The organism is Pseudoxanthomonas mexicana, assembly GCF_010093385.1.
GTDB classification, from domain to species: domain Bacteria; phylum Pseudomonadota; class Gammaproteobacteria; order Xanthomonadales; family Xanthomonadaceae; genus Pseudoxanthomonas_A; species Pseudoxanthomonas_A mexicana.
In genome coordinates, this window is record NZ_PDWV01000010.1 from 67,286 (window position 1) to 83,805 (window position 16,520).

Genomic DNA, 16,520 nt, shown 5'->3' on the forward strand with positions numbered 1-16,520 from the left:
GCGGCGCTGCATCCGGCGCGTCGCCTCGCCCGTACCAGCGCAGGCATCGATCACCAGGCCGGTTCGGGTCGCGGGAGGTCCGATGGGTTATCCTCCACGCCCCCGCAGGAGTCCATGCGATGAGCCATTCCGACGACAATCCCGGCAAGGTGACCCAGGCCCAGGCCGAAGACGCCGTGCGCGTACTGCTGGAGTGGGCGGGCGAGGATCCTACGCGCGAAGGCCTGCTGGACACGCCCAAGCGGGTGGCCAAGGCCTACCGCGACTGGTTCAGCGGCTACCAGATGGACCCGCGCGAGTACCTGGCGCGCACCTTCGAGGAAGTCGCCGGCTACGACGAGATGATCGTGCTGCGCGACATCGAGTTCGAAAGCCATTGCGAGCACCACATGGCGCCGATCATCGGCCGCGCGCACGTGGGCTACCTGCCCGACGGCAAGGTGGTGGGCATCAGCAAGCTGGCGCGCGTGGTGGACGTGTACGCGCGCCGTTTCCAGGTGCAGGAGAAGATGACCGCGCAGATCGCGCAGTGCATCCAGGACGTGCTGCAGCCCCGCGGCGTGGCCGTGGTGGTCGATGGCGCGCACGAATGCATGACCACCCGCGGCGTGCACAAGCGCGGCGTCAGCATGGTGACCAGCAAGATGCTGGGGACCTTCCGCGACGACGCGCGCACCCGCGCCGAGTTCCTGCGCTTCATCGAGACGGGCCACGGCAAGCGTTGAGTGCGTGCCGCTGTTGTAGGAGCGACATAAGTCGCGACCGCATGACGTCACTGCCCATTGGCTTGCTCATCTCCAGGATTCCGCTGTCCCGTTGCCTGAGGGTGCCCGGTCGCGACTCACGTCGCTCCTACAGTGAAGCGATGCCATGAACCCCTGCCCCTGCGGCACTGGCCGCGATCTCGCCGTCTGCTGCGGCCGCTATCACGCCGGTGAAGCCGCCCCCGACGCCGAAGCGCTGATGCGCTCGCGCTATAGCGCCTTCGTCACCGGCAACGCGGACTACCTGCGCGCGACCTGGCATCCCGACACCCGGCCGGACGAACTCGGCCTGGATGCCCCCGGCGCACAGAAGACCATGTGGCTCGGGCTGACGGTGAAATCGCACCGCGTCACCGGGCCGGAGACGGCCGAGGTCGAGTTCGTCGCCCGCTACCGCGTCGGTGGCGGCAGCGCGGTGCGCCTGCACGAGCGCAGCCGCTTCGTCCGCGTCGACGGACGGTGGCTGTACGTGGATGGCGAGCATCGCTGACATTGTTTCCCTCTCCCCGCCGCGCGGGGAGAAGGTGGCCGGAGGCCGGATGAGGGGAACGCGCGGGGGTTGAAGCGCCGATATCGTCTGGAGAGCTCGCCTCTTTTTGGAGCGTGAGCCATTGAGACATCGTGTCTCCGTTCGCCCGTCACCCGCCTTCGGCACCCTCTCCCGCTCTCGCAGGGAGAGGGAGAAGCCCATCTCAACCCTTCGGCTTCTCCAGGTAATCCAGCGTCACCTGCAGCAATGCGCGCAGCCCCACGTCGAGCGAGGCCTCGTCCAGCATGAACTCGGGCGAGTGGTTGCTGGGCGCGGTGACCGGGTCGATGCCCTTGGCCGTGCTACCGACAAAGAAGAACATCGACGGCACTTCGCGCGCGTAGAACGAGAAGTCCTCCGCGCCCATCTGCAAGGGCGGGGTGATCACGTTGTCCGCACCCACCGCCGCCTGCAGGCTGGGCAGCATGCGCGCGGTGAGGTCCGGATCGTTGACGGTGACCGGATTGCCGTCGTTGTCGGGCACGCTGGCCTCCACCTTCGCGCCGTGCGCGGCGCTCACATGGGTGGCCACGTTCTTGAGGTCGGCGAAGATCTTCTGCCGCATGCCCTCGTCGAAGGTGCGGATGGTGCCCACCACCTCCACGTCGTCGGGAATGATGTTGTAGCGGATGCCGCCCTTGATCGCGCCGAAGCTGACCACGGCAGGCAGCCGGGAGATGTCGGTGCGACGGCTGACGATGGTCTGGGTGGTGCCGATCACGTCGGCCATCGCCACGATCGGGTCCACGCCGCCCCACGGCCGCGAGCCGTGCGTCTGCCGGCCCACGACCTTCAGCGTGAAGCTGTCCGAGGCCGCCATCAGCGGCCCCTGGCGCACGCCGATTTGGCCGACCGGGATCGACGAGAACACGTGCAGGCCGAACACCGCCTCCGGCTTGAAGTCCCGGAACACGCCGTCCTTCAGCATCAGCGCTGCGCCCCCTTCCTCGCCGGCCGGCGCGCCTTCCTCGGCGGGCTGGAAGACCAGCAGTACCTCACCCGGCAGCGTGTCCTGCATGCCGACCAGCGCCTTCGCCACGCCCAGCAGGATGCCGGTATGCGCGTCATGGCCGCAGGCGTGCATCACGCCGACGGTTTCGCCGCGATACGTCGATGTGGCTTTCGACGCGAACGGCAGGCTGCTGCGCTCGGTGACCGGCAGCGCGTCCATGTCGGCACGCAACGCGATGCGCGGGCCGGGTCTGCCGCCCTTGATCACCGCGGTGACGCCGTGATGCGCGATGCCCGTACGCGGTTGCAGGCCCAGCTTGCGCAGCTCCTCGGCCACGCGCTTTGACGTCTGTTCCTCGCGGTTGGACAGCTCCGGGTACTGGTGGAAATGCCGCCGCCAGTCGATAACCTGCTGCTGCATCGCCTTGCCGGCGGCGATGACGTCAGGCCGCTGCGTGGGTGGGGCGTCCTGCGCGGCGGTCGTGGGGGCAAGCGAGGCGATGGCCAGCGCGATGACGGAAAGCAGCAGAGGGTTGGGCATGGCGATGTCCGGCAAGGAGTCGAGGGATCAGACAGTAGTCCGTTAATTCTTCGGTGTCGCGTACATGTCCTGCATGTTCGCGGTGTACTCGGCCAACGACGGCATGCCCAGGGCGGCGCGGCGCGCCTCCACGTGCTCCGGATCTTCGATGGGCCGGGGCTGTGGCACGCCTTCCACGCTGTGGAACTGGGTGCCGTAAAGCTGAGGCTTGCCTTGGGCGATCCGAACGCGGTCGGTCAGATAGGCCAAGTGGATGCCCGAGGCCTGTCCCCGTTCAACCGCATCCTGCAGCATCCCCAGGACCTGCTCCTGGAAGGCGGGTTCGTGATCAGCATGCTGGGCGAGCAGGAAGAATCCCATGCTGCCGCTCCGGCCCACCTTGTCGTAGCCGGGCCATCCGTGCGCGTCCAGATAGGACTTCAGCCACGCAGTGTTGTCGCGATCCACGTCGCCCATCGCGGCGGCGAGCGCCGGATCCGCGGGCGCCAGCATCGCCTGGTTGCGCGCATCCTGGTCCCTGTCGATCCGCCGTTGCAACTCCTCCAGGAGGGCATCGTCGCGGCGGGACATCTCGGCTGTCATGTCGCGGCGATGGCGCGCAAGCAAGGCTGTCCATCGCGGATCATCGTGCAGGGACACCAGATCGGCGTCATCGGCGATATGGCTGCGCAGCTGATCCGAGGGCGTGGCGGCCAATCGGGCCAAGGCCGCTTCCTTGTCGCCCGCCAGGGCCAGGCAGCACGCCGCATCGTAGGCGGCGCCGCGCACCGGCGGCGGGCGATCCGCTTGTTGACCATACAGGCGCGCGCAGGCGGGATAGTCCTTGGCCTTGTAGGCGCCGACGGCACTGCGATACTCGGCCGCCTGCGCAACGCCTGCAGCGCAAAGGCATATGCATGCGGTCAGGACCCTTGGCGTGTGCACCGTCATCATCCTTGGCGATGGAGGAAGCCCTAGAATACACACGCATCCGCACTGCCGTGTCGTCACGGGCGATGCCATCCTCAACCTCCACCACCCCATGCCCGACCTCGCCCTGCAGGTGCTCCTGCTGCTGTTCCTCGCCGCGATGCTGGCGGGCTTCATCGATGCCATCGCCGGCGGCGGGGGGATGATCACGATCCCCGCCATGCTGCTGGCCGGCATCCCGCCGCTGCAGGTGCTGGGCACCAACAAGCTGCAGTCGCTGTTCGGCTCGGGGTCGGCCAGCTGGGCCTATGCGCGCCACGGGCACGTCGACCTCAAGGGCCAGCTGCCGATGGTGCTGACCGCCGCGCTGGGCGCGACAGGCGGTGCGCTGCTGGCCACGGTCATTCCGGTGGACTGGCTGAAGTGGGCACTGCCGTTCCTGCTGGTCGGCATCGCCGTGTACTTCGGGCTGAAGCCCGACATCGGCCATGTGGATCGCCACCAGCGCATGCGCCCGCAGGTGTTCGCGCTGACCTTTGTGCCGGCGATCGGTTTCTACGACGGCGTGTTCGGCCCGGGCACCGGCTCGTTCCTGATGCTGGGGTTCGTCGCGCTGGCGGGCTTCGGCATCCTCAAGGCGACCGCGCACACCAAGTTCCTCAACTTCGGCTCGAACGTCGGCGCGTTCGCCGTGTTCCTCGTCCATGGTGCCGTGCTGTGGAAAGTCGGCCTGCTGATGGGAGCGGGCCAGTTCCTCGGCGCGCAGCTCGGTTCACGCTTCGCGATGAAGCAGGGTGCGCGCATCATCAAGCCGCTGCTGGTCACCGTATCGATCGCGCTGGCGATCCGCCTGCTCGCCGACCCGCAGCACCCGGTGCGGGTGTGGGTGGCGTCCTTCTGATCCTTTTTTTTAGGAGCGACGTGAGTCGCGACCGCGGGAATCGATCCGCCGGGATGGGTCATGCATCGCATGATGGATGCAAGCCTGGCGTTGCAGGGAGTGCGGTCGCGACTCACGTCGCTCCTACATCAGGCAACGGCCTATCGGAATACCACCGTCCGGTGTCCGTTGAGCAGGATGCGGTGTTCCACGTGGCGGCGCACCGCGCGGGCCAGCACCAGCGATTCGATGTCGCTGCCCATGCGTACCAGCTCCTTCGGCGTCATCGCGTGGTCCACGCGGGCGACGTCCTGTTCGATGATCGGACCTTCGTCGAGGTCGCGCGTCACGTAGTGCGCGGTGGCGCCGATGATCTTGACCCCACGCGCATGCGCCTGGTGGTACGGTCTGGCGCCCTTGAAGCTCGGCAGGAAGCTGTGGTGGATGTTGATGGCGCGGCCGGCCAGCGCATCGCACAGCGCGGGCGAGAGGATCTGCATGTAGCGCGCCAGCACCACCAGGTCGATCCGCTCGCGTTCGACCAGATCGATGATGCGCTGCTCCTGCTCGTCGCGATGGTCGGCAGTGACCGGCAGGTGGTGGAAGGCCACGCCGTACGACTGCGCCAACGGCGCGAAGTCGGCATGGTTGGAGACCACGCAGGCGATCTCCACCGGCAACTGCCGGCTGTGCACGCGGAACAGCAGGTCGTTGAGGCAATGTCCCTGCTTGCTCACCAGTACCATCAGCCGTGCCTTGCGGCGCGCATCGTGCAGCTGCCAGTCCATCGCGAACGCGTCGGCGAGCGGCTGGAAGCGCGCATGCAGCGATTCGACCGAAACGTCTTCGGGCAGGTCGAAGTGCACGCGCAGGAAGAAGCGGCCGGACTCCTCGTCGCCGAACTGCTGGGCGTCCAGGATGTTGCAGCCGGCGTCGAACAGCAGCCCGGTGACGCGGTAGACGATGCCGGTGGTGTCCGGGCACGAGAGCGTGAGGATGTGGTCGCGGCGCATAGGAGCGGGCTTACTCGCAGCGGGCCGCGGTGATGCGGTTGTCGGCGTCGATGTACACGCGCAGGCGGTCGGTGCGCGCATCGTGCTTGACCACGGTGCCGGGGCCGATGGGATTGACCAGGCCGGCGCCGCTCTCGCTGGACAGGCGGCGCATGTTGGCTTCGTCCGCCGGCTGGCCCACGGCCCAACCCAGCGCGGCGTCGCTGCAGCGGCCGCTGCCGGCCACCTGCGGGCCGGGCGTGCTGACGCAGGCGGAGAGCGCCAGCATGCCCAGGACCAGGAGCGGCGCGCGGATGGACGAACGGTGCGACAGCAGGGGGATGGCCATGGCAGCATCTCGGGGGACGGGATCGCTGTTTAACATACCCGCCGGCATAAAGGGCGGGCGCACCCGCCGCGCACCCGACATCAACCCTGCCACGGAGGTCGTCATGGATCGTCGCTTCGTCTTGCCGCTCGCGCTTGCCGCCACCCTGCTGTCCTCGCTCGCCGCCGCGCCTCCCGCCGACGCCTGTACCCGCCTGGTCTACCTGGGTGCCCACGACGACGTGATCACCGCCCGTTCGATGGACTGGAAGACCGACGTGGCGACGAACCTGTGGATCTTCCCGCGTGGCATGGCGCGCAACGGACAGGCCGGACCGAACTCGGTGACGTGGACGTCGAAGTACGGCAGCGTGATCGCCAGCGGCTACGAGGTCTCCACCACCGACGGCATGAACGAAGCGGGCCTGGTCGCCAACGTGCTGTGGCTGGTGGAATCCGAATACCCCGCCTACGACGGGCGCGGCCCGGGCCTGAGCATCGCGGCCTGGGCGCAGTACGTGCTGGACAACTACGGCACGGTGAAGGAGGCCGTCGAGGCCCTGCGTGCGCAGCCTTTCACCGTGGTGACCGACAAGGTGCCGGGCGAGGACCGCCTGGCCACGCTGCACCTGTCGATGTCCGACGCCAGTGGCGACAGCGCCATCATCGAGTACATCGGCGGCAAGCAGGTGATCCACCATAGCCGCGACTACCAGGTGATGACCAACTCGCCGGTGTTCGACCAGCAGCTCGCGCTCAATACCTACTGGAAGCAGATCGGCGGCACGGTGATGCTGCCGGGCACCAACCGCGCGGCGGACCGCTTCGCGCGCGCCTCGTTCTACGTCAACGCGATCCCCAAGAGCGAGGACCCGGTGAAGGCGCTGGCCAGCGTCTTCAGCGTGATCCGCAACGCGTCGGTGCCGTTCGGCATCAACACACCGGAGGAACCCAACATCTCCTCCACCCGCTGGCGCACGGTCGCGGACCACAAGCGCAAGCTCTATTTCTTCGAGTCCGCGCTGACGCCGAACACGTTCTGGGTGGACCTCAAGGACATCGATTTCTCGAAGGAGACCGGCAGGGTGCTGCGGCTGGACCTGGGCCCCGACCAGCGCAACGTATTCGCCGGCAACACCGTGAAGGACTTCCGACCGGCGGAGCCGTTCGTGTTCCAGGGCCTATAGGTCGAAGGCCAGCAGGTCGTGCCCGGTGGCCGCGCGCACCACGCGGCGGTACAGCACGTTGCCGCTGCCTCCGTTGGTCAGTGCGACCAGCGCGCGCTGGCCGCGGGCGTCGCCCAGGGCGAAGTTATTGAAGATGCCGCCGTTGCTGCCCGAGTGGTAGAATACCGGGCCGCGCGGGGTGGCTTCCAGATTCCAGCCCAGGCCCTTGTCGGTCCAACGGCCGGGCACGTCGATCTGCTTCGTCAGCATCGTCGTGCGCGTGGCCTCGCTGATCTGCCAGGATGCGCGCGGCGTGCGCACCATCAGTGCCATGAAGCGCGCGTAGTCGGAAGGCGTGGTGCGCAGACTGGCGGCCGCGTTGGCCAGTATGTCCCCGGGCCAGTTCACCACGCCTTTCGGCGTGATGGCCTGCACCTCGGGCAGTGCGCGCTGGGCGTCTTCGTACCGCCATGCCGACAGCGGCTTGCCCCAGCGGTCTGCGACGGTCTGCGCCGCGTTCCATGTCTCGCGCAGCATCTGCGGCGGCATGCCGGCTTCTTCGTCCTCGACTGCGCGATGGCCGTAGACCGAGCGCGCGGCGAGATCCTTGCTCCACGTATAGCTGCTGTCGCGCATGCCGGCCGGACCGAACAGCAGGCGCTGCATCGATTCGTCCAGGCTCTCACCGGTGAGCCTCTCCACGACCAACTGCAGCCAGAAGATCGCTTCGCCCGAATAGTCGATGCGCGTGCCGGGCTTCGCGGCCGGGACGAGCTTCTCGTGGGCCGGATCCTTGCGCCAGTTCGGCATGCCGGTGGAATGGCGCAGCACGTCCCGCGCGGTGACCAGGTCCACCCACGGATGGTCGGCCAGGTAGTCCACCCGCCGATAGCGCACCAGCGGCGCGTCCAGGTCGATCACGCCCTGGTCTGCCAGCTGCAGCACCAGGTAGGCGAACACCGGCTTGCTCAGCGAGGCATCCTCGAACAGCGTGTCGTCCGCCACCGGCGCCCGGGTCTCCGCGTTCGTCACGCCCAGGTTGCGCGCCCATACCACCTCGCCCCGCTCCACGACGGCCATGCCGATGGCCGGCACGCGCAGGGCCTGCATCAGGCGCGGCAGGTCGGCCAGGAAGGTGTCGGGCGGGATCCAGCCAGCGCCATCGTCGCAGGCGGCGGAAGCGGAGTGTGGCCAGGCCATGGCAGCGAGCGGCGTAATGGCGAGGGCGGTCAGCCAGCAGCGGCGCTGGGGGGAAAAAGGAGGAATCGTCGTCATGCTTACCTGTCCACGCGCTGGGGCTCCCAGTCAGGAGACGGACAGAAGGGCAAGAGCCCGCACTCCAGGTGCGCGGCCTGATGTCCTCGTCAGCGCTTGGCCGAGCCCTCCTCCAAGGGCTGCTTCAAAAGTTCCAGAACGCGGGTCCATCGTTGGTCACGCGCATAACGCAAGAAGCCTTTGCCTTGGTCGTCCATATGCCAATCCGAGCCCGACGCGAGCAGCAGCAGGGCGACGTCCTCGTCCTGGGCGCCTCCCAATGCCGGCAGGTCGTATTCGCCCTTGGTCGAGGGATCCAAGCCTTGTGCGAGCACGAAACGGACGAACGCGATGTCGCTTGCCTCCACCGCGATGTGCAGCAGCGAATCGCCGTTCGCCGCACGGGCATCCAGGGGGGCACCCTTGTCGGCCAGCCATTTTGCAATGGCCAGGCCTTCCCACTCGTCATCACCGTAAGGTTTATCCAGCAGCATGACGACCGAGGTGGCCACGATGCGTCGTGCGTCGTCGTCATCTTCATCCTGATACATAAGTGAGGGCCTGATCGAATCGCTCGCGTTCCAGATCGCCCGCACGGACGCCCGCCTGCCGCCTTGGATGGCGGCCCGGAATGCGCGATCCAGCTTCCCGCGATCAAGGCGTCCACCCTCGCGCAGCACGCCCTTCGCCATCAAGGGCTGGACCAGGGCCACGCGTCCGAGCCGCAGCGCGGACACGAACACCTCCATCTCGTCGAGCGCGTGCTCTGGCGTGGGCCTCAACGCCGTCTGGCCGCCGCGCAAGGGGGAACCCAGTTCAATGGCGCGCAGCATGGCGTGCTCGTCAAAACCCTTACGATTGCCAATGGCCCGGACCAACAGATCCGCCCCGGCCTGGGATCGGAAATCGAAGCCTGCCTGTTGCAGATGTTCCATGGCGAATGCCGAAAGCTCGGTCCATTCCCGTGCACGGGAAACCTTGTCCACGGCGTCCTCCACGCGCTGCACGGCCCGAGGCATGCCGACCATGCGACCCACGTAGTCGGTAATGACATGGCGTTGGCCGCCAAGTTCGATACTCAGGCAGTAGGTCGGATTGTCGGTGATCCCCGCCATGTATTCTGCATCCGTCGACCAAAGATCTTCCTGGCGAACCTGGTCGAGCAATGCACGGACGTCGTCGACGGGGATGCGGTACTCGTGCCGACCCTCCACATCGACATGCCCTTCGCCCGTATAGACGACGCGGCCATCTCCGTGGATTTCTACCGAATAGATCGGGCACCATCCGAAACACCCACTGCGCGACAACATGATGCGAAAGCTGTCCAACGGGGCTTCAGGCAGGGGTCGATGCACTGAAGGCGCCCGTTCCTCCCATACCTCCTCCCTGACGATAGCTGGCACCCGCTTGCCCTCCCGCGAGAACGGTGCGTAACGCCGTTGCGCGATGTCTGCCAGCAAGGCCTGACGTTGTGGAGTGGTCGCTATCGGGGTCCCGAAATCATCCGTGGTTTCGTGGCACACGATGCGGCCTTCAGCATCCACTCGCAGCAGCAATCTGTAGCCCCACGTTTTGGGGTACTCGTTTGCTGCATATGTCGGCGTGGGAAAGTCGAAACGTCGGTGACGCTGAACTTCTTCGTACGTCGGCCTTACTCCGGCCAGTTGCGCGGGCTGACAGGCTGGCAGTGATGCTGTTGCCGTAGCGTGGGGCGCCTCTTCGCCAGAACAGCCCACGATCAACAGCACGCCAAAACTAACCCCTACGCAAAACCACTTCATGTGCTATTCCTTGACGTGGGTGGCAGCATACTCGCCACGTGACGGGCCTTCGTTGTGCGTGAACGAAGCGTGCCATCACGTCTCCGGGACGAACGCCAGTATCCCCATTCCAACATCAGCGCGCCGACCGCGAGCCCAACAAGCGAATCCAACCGTCAATCCTGCGCGATCGCCGGCGGCAACGGCGGCGCCGGCGTCGGCCGGCCGAGCGGGTCGAGCGCGATCATCACGAAATGCCCGCGCGTGCACAGCTTGCGCTCGCCGGTCAGCAGGTTCTCGGTGATGACTTCCACGTCGACGTTCATCGAACTGCGGCCCACCTTCACCACGCGCGCCACCACTTCGACAAGATCGCCCTTGTGGATGGGCTGGTTGAAATCCACCTGCTCCGAGCGCGCGGTGACCACGGTGGTGCGAGCATAGCGGGAGGCGACGATGAAGGCGGACATGTCCATCCACGCCAGCGCCTGCCCGCCGAACAGCGTGCCCAGGTGGTTGGTGTGGTCGGGGAAGACCATGTGCAGCAGGCGCGCCTCGGTCGGGCGCGCTTCGGCGTTGGCCAGTTCGGTCATGGTGGTGCTCCGGTTAGCGTGCTCCCGGCGTGAGCATAGCGCGCCGGATGTTGTGCTGGTGTAGGAGCGACGTGAGTCGCGACCGCATGAACGAATGCCCGGAATACCCGATGGGTCACCTGTGACGTAGTGCTTGGTGCCGACATTCGAGGGGTGGCGCAGCGACATGAGGTTCCATTGCCGCGGTCGCGACTGACGTCGCTCCTACAGAGAGCGCATGCTAGAACGCGTGGTCGAAGCCGACTTCGCCCTGCACGCCCAGCTGGTAGGCCGAGACCCGGCGCTCGAAGAAGTTGGTCAGCTCCTGCACGTCCTGCAGCTCCATGAAGGGCAGCGGGTTGCGCACGTCGTAGCGCTTGGGCATGCCGAGCTTGGCGAAGTGCTGGTCCGCGCAGTGCTGCAGGTACTGGCGCATGTCGCGCGTGGAGATCCCCGCCACGCCGCCGGACAGCACGTCCTCGGCGAACTGAACCTCGCACTCGATGGCTTCTTCCAGCATGTCGTAGACCTGCTGCTGCATGACGTCGTCGAACAGGTCCGGCTCTTCCTCGCGCACCGTGCGCACGCACTCGAACGCGAACTCCATGTGGCAGCTCTCGTCGCGGAACACCCAGTTGGTGCCGCTGGCCAGGCCCGGGAGCAGTCCGCGCGAGCGGAAGTAGTACACGTAGGCGAACGCGGCGAAGAAGAACAGGCCCTCGATGCAGGCGGCGAAGCAGATCTGGTTGAGCAGGAATTGTCGGCGGTGGTCGCGCGTCTCGATCCGCTTCAGGTCCTGAATACTGTCGATCCACTTGAAGCAGAAGTCGGCCTTCTTCTTGATCGCCGGGATGTTCTCCACCGCCGCGAACGCCTTGAAGCGCTCCGCCGGGTCGGGCAGGTAGTTGTCCAGCAGCGTCAGGTAGAACTGCACGTGCAGCGCTTCTTCGTAGAGTTGCCGCGACAGGTACATGCGCGCCTCGGGCGCGTTGAGGTGCTGGTACAGGTTCAGCACCAGGTTGTTCGACACGATGGAATCGCCGGTGGCGAAGAACGCGACCAGCCGGTGGATCAGGTGGCGGTCGGCCGGCGTCATCTTCGCATGCAGGTCGGTGATGTCGATCTGGAAGTTGATCTCCTCCACCGTCCATGTGTTCTTGATCGCGTCGCGGTACATGTCATAGAACTGCGGATAGCGCATCGGGCGCAGCGTCAGTTCGAAACCGGGGTCTAGCAGCATCTGCTTGGGTTGGGCGGACATGGTGTTTCCTGTGCGGCACGCCGTCGGCGACGGCGCGCCATGAGTGAGGGAGTGGCGCATCCGTGCGCCCGGCACGTCCCTGTGCCGTGATCCGTCGGGGATACCGACGTGGGAGAGGCCTTACTGGCAGGCCTCGCAGGCTTCCGGGTTCTCCAGCGAGCAGGCGATGGCTTCGGTCGACGTGTATTCGCGCTTGGGCGAGGCTGCGGCCGTGCTGACCGTGGTCTTCGCGATCTTCGTCGCCGGGCGCGAGCGCAGGTAGTAGGTGGTCTTGATGCCCCGCTTCCAGGCGTACATGTACATGGACGACATCGCACCGATGTTCGGGCTTTCCATGAACAGGTTGAGCGAGGCCGACTGGTCGATGAAGGCGCCACGGTCGGCGGCCATGTCGATCAGCGAGCGCATCGGCAGTTCCCACGCCGTGCGGTAGACCTGCTGCAGCGTGTACGGGATCTGGGGGATGCCCTGGATGGAGCCTTCCGCCAGTTTGATCGCGTCGCGGATTTCGGGCGTCCACAGGCCGAGCTTCTTCAGCTCGTCCACCAGGTAGCGGTTGACCTGCAGGAAGTCGCCCGACAGCGTCTCGCGCTTGAACAGGTTGGACACCTGCGGTTCCACGCACTCGTAGCAGCCGGCGATCGAGGCGATGGTGGCAGTCGGTGCGATGGCGATCAGCAGCGAGTTGCGCAGGCCGTGTTCCCTGATCCGCGCGCGCAACGCGTCCCAGCGCTCGGTATCCTCCGGCGTGATGTTCCAGGCGTCGAACTGCAGTTCGCCGTTGGCGGCGCGGGTGTCGGCGAAGGACGGGTGCCGGCCGCGTTCCTGCGCCAGTTCCACCGAGGTATCCAGCGCGTGGAAGTAGATGGTCTCGGCGATCTTCGCCGACAGCGTGCGTGCCTCGGTGCTGTCGAACGGCAGGCGGAGCTTGAAGAACCCGTCCTGCAGGCCCATGCAGCCCAGGCCGACCGGGCGCCAGCGCAGGTTGCCGCGGCGGGCGGTTTCGATGGGATAGAAGTTCAGGTCGATCACGCGGTCCAGCTGGCGCACGGCCAGGCGGACGGTTTCGGCGAGCTTGTCGAAATCGAAGTATCCGTCCTCGTCGAAATGGCGGGCCAGGTTGATCGAGCCCAGGTTGCACACCGCCGTTTCCTCGGCCGAGGTGACCTCGAGGATCTCGGTGCACAGGTTGGACAGGTGGATGACATTGCCCGCGCGCAGCGTCTGGTTGCTGGCCGCGTTGCACTTGTCCTTGAACGTCATCCAGCCGTTGCCGGTCTCGGCCAGCGTGCGCATCATCCGGCCGTACAGCTTGCGGGCCGGGATGGTCTTGACGGCCTTGCCCTGCAGTTCCGCCTGCGTGTACGCCAGCTCGAACGCGGCACCGTACAGGTCGGTCAGTTCCGGCACCACGCGCGGATCGAACAGCGACCAGTCCTGGTCGGCCTCGACGCGCTTCATGAACAGGTCCGGCACCCAGTTGGCCAGGTTGAGGTTGTGCGTGCGGCGCGCTTCGTCGCCGGTGTTGTCGCGCAGCTCCAGGAAGTCCTCGATGTCGGCATGCCAGGTTTCCAGGTACACGCAGGCCGCGCCCTTGCGCTTGCCGCCCTGGTTGACCGCCGCGACCGAGGAATCCAGCGTCTTCAGCCACGGCACGATGCCGTTGCTGTGGCCGTTGGTGGACTTGATCAGCGAGCCGCGCGAACGCACGCGGGTGTAGCTCACGCCGATGCCGCCGCTGAACTTGCTCAGCTGGGCGATGTCGCCGTACTTGGCATAGATGGATTCCAGCGTGTCCTGCGGCGAGTCCAGCAGGAAGCACGACGACAACTGCTCGTGCGTGGTGCCGCTGTTGAACAGCGTCGGCGAGCTGGGCAGGTAGTCCAGGTGGCCCATGCGGCGGTACAGCGCCAGCGCTTCCGGCACGTCTTCGCTCAGCGCGCAGGCGATGCGCAGGAAGAACTGCTGCGGCGTCTCGATCACCTTGCGGGTGTGCGGATGGCGCAGCAGGTAGCGGTCGTACAGCGTGCGCAGACCGAAGTAGTCGAAGTGCAGGTCGAGCGAGGCATCCAGCGCATCGTTGAGCTTGCGCGCATTGGTCTGCACGAAGTTCAGCAGGCGGTCGTTGATCAGGCCGACCTCGTGGCCGCGGGTGACCGACTGCGAGAACGCGTGGATCTCCTGGCCGGTGACCTCCTTGGTGATGTAGGCGGCCAGCAGGCGCGCGGCCAGGCGGCTGTACTCGGGTTCTTCACCGGTCAGCAGCGCGGCGGTGCGGATGGAGAGCTCGTCCAGTTCGCGCGTGCTGGCGCCGTCGTACAGGCCGGAGATGGTGCGGGTGGCCACGCGCATCGGGTCGATGGCGTGCAGGCCTTCGCAGTTGCGCTGCACCGCGCGCACGATCTTGTTGAGGTCCACCGGCTCGCGGCTGCCGTTGCGCTTGGTCACGCTCATCGCGGTGGCGGTGGGCGGCGGCGTCAGCGAGAACGCGTCTTTCTGGGACGGAGCGGTGCCGGCGTCGGCGACGGCGCTGTCGATCTGGGTCACGAGAATCCTCCATGCGTGGTGCACGCGGCGGCCCGTCCCTCGCGGGGCTGCGCAAGGCCGGATGGAGGTCAACAGTGGGGAAGCGGCGTCGCAGGAGACGCGACCGCGCAGACGGACTGCGGGCGCCCTGCTTCGCCAGCCCTCTCCCCCCGGAGATTCCGCGGCCGGCACCGCGCGGTGTGCATCGCGCGGCTGTCGGCAGGTCTTCGGACTCATGGGCGCGAAGGGCGAGCCTTCTTCCTACATCCGCCGCTTCCCAAGGCATGGCGCCTCAGTGCTGGTGGCGGGTTCGTTCCCAATTACCGCTGCGGGGCAGTGCCGGAGTGGCGCGAACGCGTCACCGGCTTCCCGTTTTAATCCCGTGGCTTGCGACCACCGGAACCGACGGCCACAACATAGTGGGGCAAGCAGGAAGCGTCAACACGAAATGTTGTGTGGAACAGCGGCAGTCGGTGCCATGCGGGTTTCACGGTTTGGATCCTTCTCCCCGCTGGGCGGGGAGAAGGTGCCCGAAGAGCCTGCCCCGTACTGGATACGGGGGCGGATGAGGGGCAGGCGCGGTGACGATGCGTGCGTGAAGCGCTTTGGTATCAAGAATGCTGTTCCGATCCGACGCATTGGGTGCCCGGACTCCGTTCGCCCTCACCCGCCTTCGGCACCCTCTCCCCGCTGCGCAGGGAGAGGGGAAGGAGCATCAGGCCCGCAGCGCCGCGATCGATGCGTCCTGCGCCTGCTGATACAGGGCGAACGGGTCGTGGATCTTCGCGCCGAGGGCGGCCTCGAATGCGTCCTGATTGGCATGCGCGTCATACGCGCGCTGTTCGCCGCCGCCCAGGTTGGACTGGAAGATGCCCGCTGCGCTGACCGGCAGGAAGTCCTCGTAGACGATGGGGTCCACGACGGCGTAGCCGGCGTCGACCATCGCGTCGGGCGTCATCGCCGCACGGTCGGCGGCCGGCATGGCGGCGCCGGCATCGGTCAGCCGGTAGCGGAAGTAGCCCAGGCCTTCGCGGCGCAGCGTGGTCTCGTCATCCGGGAATCCCGCGAACGCCGCCGCCAGCCGCTGCGGATAGTCGGCCGACGTGTTGCCGGCACCGCCGGCCTGACGCACCTGCGCGAGCAGGCGGTCATAGAGTTCGCGCCCGGCCGGCGTCAGCGCCAGGCCGCGCTGCTCGATCTCGCCGAAGCGCGCGCTGTGGCTGCCGGGTACCAGCGTGCCGGTCGCGTCAGGGAAGGCGACTTCCTCTTCCAGCGCCTTGAAGCTGGTCTGGCGCAGGAGGATGGGCACGGCGCGGCGCGGCGGGCCCTCGATCAGCGCCTTGGCCTGGAGGCCGCGTTCGAGCATCGCGGCCTGCGCGGCGTCGATGTCCAGCGTGCGCGGGGTGAGGTGATTGATGTGCGGGCCGCGGAAGCTGACCACGTCGGCCACCAGACGGTGCAGGCCGTGCAGCGCGCGGTAGGTCTCCAGCGTGACGGTCGCATCGCCGTGCCAGCGGAAGGTTTCCAGCACTTCGGCGACGAAGCGCTGCGCATCGGCCTCGCCCAGTCCGCCGTCCCGTTCGGCCTGCGCCAGCAGCGCGCGCGCGTCAGCGGTGAAGATGTCGCGCTTGGCCAGGATCGCCTCGGCCTTGGCACGCAGCGCCGCGTCGGCAATCAGCTCCAGCCGCAGCAGCGAGGTGAAGATGCGGAACGGATTCGCCGCCAGCGCCTCTTCGGTCAGCGGCCGGAACGCGGTGGCATGCACCGGCACGCCGGCCACCGTCAGGTCGTAGTAGCCGACCGGATGCATGCCCATCACCGCGAACACGCGGCCCAGCATCGCCAGTTCCGCCGGCGTGCCCACGCGGATCGCGCCATGGCGCTCCAGGTCCAGGCGCTCGGTCTCGCCGGTACGCTGCAGGCGCTCGGCCAGGGCCGCGTCGCGCTGCAGCGTGGCGTTGTTGATGTCGCCGACCAGCGTGATCAGGTCGCCGTACAGCGGCACCTCGGCGCGGTACATGTCGGACATGGCTTGGGCGAACAGGCCGCGGATGCGGTCGGGCGAAACGAAGGTGGTCATGGGGC

At 67.0% G+C, this 16,520-nt stretch carries 14 protein-coding genes and 1 riboswitch; of the genes, 4 read left to right on the plus strand and 10 right to left on the minus strand.

Annotation, left to right across the window (positions count from 1 at the left end):
* The first annotated feature begins 119 nt into the window (after positions 1 to 119).
* Together folE and CSC76_RS05815 are read left to right on the plus strand one after the other, a co-directional pair.
* The gene (folE, locus tag CSC76_RS05810; protein WP_162109104.1) at positions 120 to 725 is read left to right on the plus strand and encodes a GTP cyclohydrolase I FolE; all 606 of its coding nucleotides are present in this window, start codon (positions 120 to 122) and stop codon (positions 723 to 725) included.
* 145 nt (positions 726 to 870) lie between these two features.
* Entirely contained in the window at positions 871 to 1,254 is a 384-nt protein-coding gene (locus tag CSC76_RS05815) for a YchJ family protein (RefSeq protein WP_162109106.1), read from the plus strand.
* Positions 1,255 to 1,456: 202 nt separating this feature from the next.
* On the opposite strand, the gene CSC76_RS05820 is transcribed toward CSC76_RS05815, so the two are convergent.
* Entirely contained in the window at positions 1,457 to 2,785 is a 1,329-nt protein-coding gene (locus tag CSC76_RS05820; protein WP_162109107.1) for a M20 family metallopeptidase, read from the minus strand.
* Positions 2,786 to 2,827: 42 nt separating this feature from the next.
* Entirely contained in the window at positions 2,828 to 3,709 is an 882-nt protein-coding gene (locus CSC76_RS05825; RefSeq protein ID WP_162109109.1) for a DUF6624 domain-containing protein, read from the minus strand.
* Between the two features lie 97 nt (positions 3,710 to 3,806).
* Here CSC76_RS05825 and CSC76_RS05830 point away from each other — a divergent pair, with 97 nt between their 5' ends.
* A complete protein-coding gene (locus tag CSC76_RS05830) occupies positions 3,807 to 4,595 on the plus strand; it encodes a TSUP family transporter (protein ID WP_162109111.1) in 789 nt (262 codons plus the stop codon).
* Positions 4,596 to 4,735: 140 nt separating this feature from the next.
* On the opposite strand, the gene purU is transcribed toward CSC76_RS05830, so the two are convergent.
* Both purU and CSC76_RS05840 read right to left on the minus strand, forming a co-directional pair.
* A complete protein-coding gene (gene purU, locus CSC76_RS05835) occupies positions 4,736 to 5,587 on the minus strand; it encodes a formyltetrahydrofolate deformylase (protein ID WP_162109113.1) in 852 nt (283 codons plus the stop codon).
* A gap of 10 nt (positions 5,588 to 5,597) precedes the next feature.
* Positions 5,598 to 5,915: an I78 family peptidase inhibitor gene (locus CSC76_RS05840; RefSeq protein ID WP_238394888.1), complete on the minus strand. Its 318-nt coding sequence runs from the start codon at positions 5,913 to 5,915 to the stop codon at positions 5,598 to 5,600.
* Between the two features lie 103 nt (positions 5,916 to 6,018).
* Here CSC76_RS05840 and CSC76_RS05845 point away from each other — a divergent pair, with 103 nt between their 5' ends.
* Complete coding sequence (locus CSC76_RS05845; protein ID WP_162109114.1) at positions 6,019 to 7,080, plus strand: linear amide C-N hydrolase; 1,062 nt, start codon at positions 6,019 to 6,021, stop codon at positions 7,078 to 7,080.
* Here the strand turns inward: CSC76_RS05845 and CSC76_RS05850 are convergent.
* From CSC76_RS05850 to hglS, 6 genes are all read right to left on the minus strand, one after another.
* A complete protein-coding gene (locus tag CSC76_RS05850; protein WP_162109116.1) occupies positions 7,075 to 8,334 on the minus strand; it encodes a serine hydrolase domain-containing protein in 1,260 nt (419 codons plus the stop codon). The genes CSC76_RS05845 and CSC76_RS05850 overlap by 6 nt on opposite strands.
* Positions 8,335 to 8,423: 89 nt before the next feature.
* Complete coding sequence (locus tag CSC76_RS05855; RefSeq protein WP_162109118.1) at positions 8,424 to 10,097, minus strand: DUF6438 domain-containing protein; 1,674 nt, start codon at positions 10,095 to 10,097, stop codon at positions 8,424 to 8,426.
* A 155-nt stretch (positions 10,098 to 10,252) separates the two neighbouring features.
* Positions 10,253 to 10,669 (minus strand): acyl-CoA thioesterase, encoded by a 417-nt coding sequence (locus CSC76_RS05860; protein WP_162109119.1) that lies wholly within the window; start codon positions 10,667 to 10,669, stop codon positions 10,253 to 10,255.
* Between the two features lie 220 nt (positions 10,670 to 10,889).
* Complete coding sequence (locus CSC76_RS05865; RefSeq protein ID WP_162109120.1) at positions 10,890 to 11,909, minus strand: ribonucleotide-diphosphate reductase subunit beta; 1,020 nt, start codon at positions 11,907 to 11,909, stop codon at positions 10,890 to 10,892.
* A gap of 120 nt (positions 11,910 to 12,029) precedes the next feature.
* Positions 12,030 to 14,363: a ribonucleoside-diphosphate reductase subunit alpha gene (locus CSC76_RS05870; RefSeq protein ID WP_162109129.1), complete on the minus strand. Its 2,334-nt coding sequence runs from the start codon at positions 14,361 to 14,363 to the stop codon at positions 12,030 to 12,032.
* 273 nt (positions 14,364 to 14,636) lie between these two features.
* Positions 14,637 to 14,857: riboswitch (cobalamin riboswitch) on the minus strand.
* Positions 14,858 to 15,150: 293 nt separating this feature from the next.
* Positions 15,151 to 16,515, minus strand: coding sequence for a 2-oxoadipate dioxygenase/decarboxylase HglS (hglS, locus tag CSC76_RS05875; protein ID WP_162109130.1), 1,365 nt, complete (start codon positions 16,513 to 16,515; stop codon positions 15,151 to 15,153).
* Between the last annotated feature and the right edge of the window lie 5 nt (positions 16,516 to 16,520).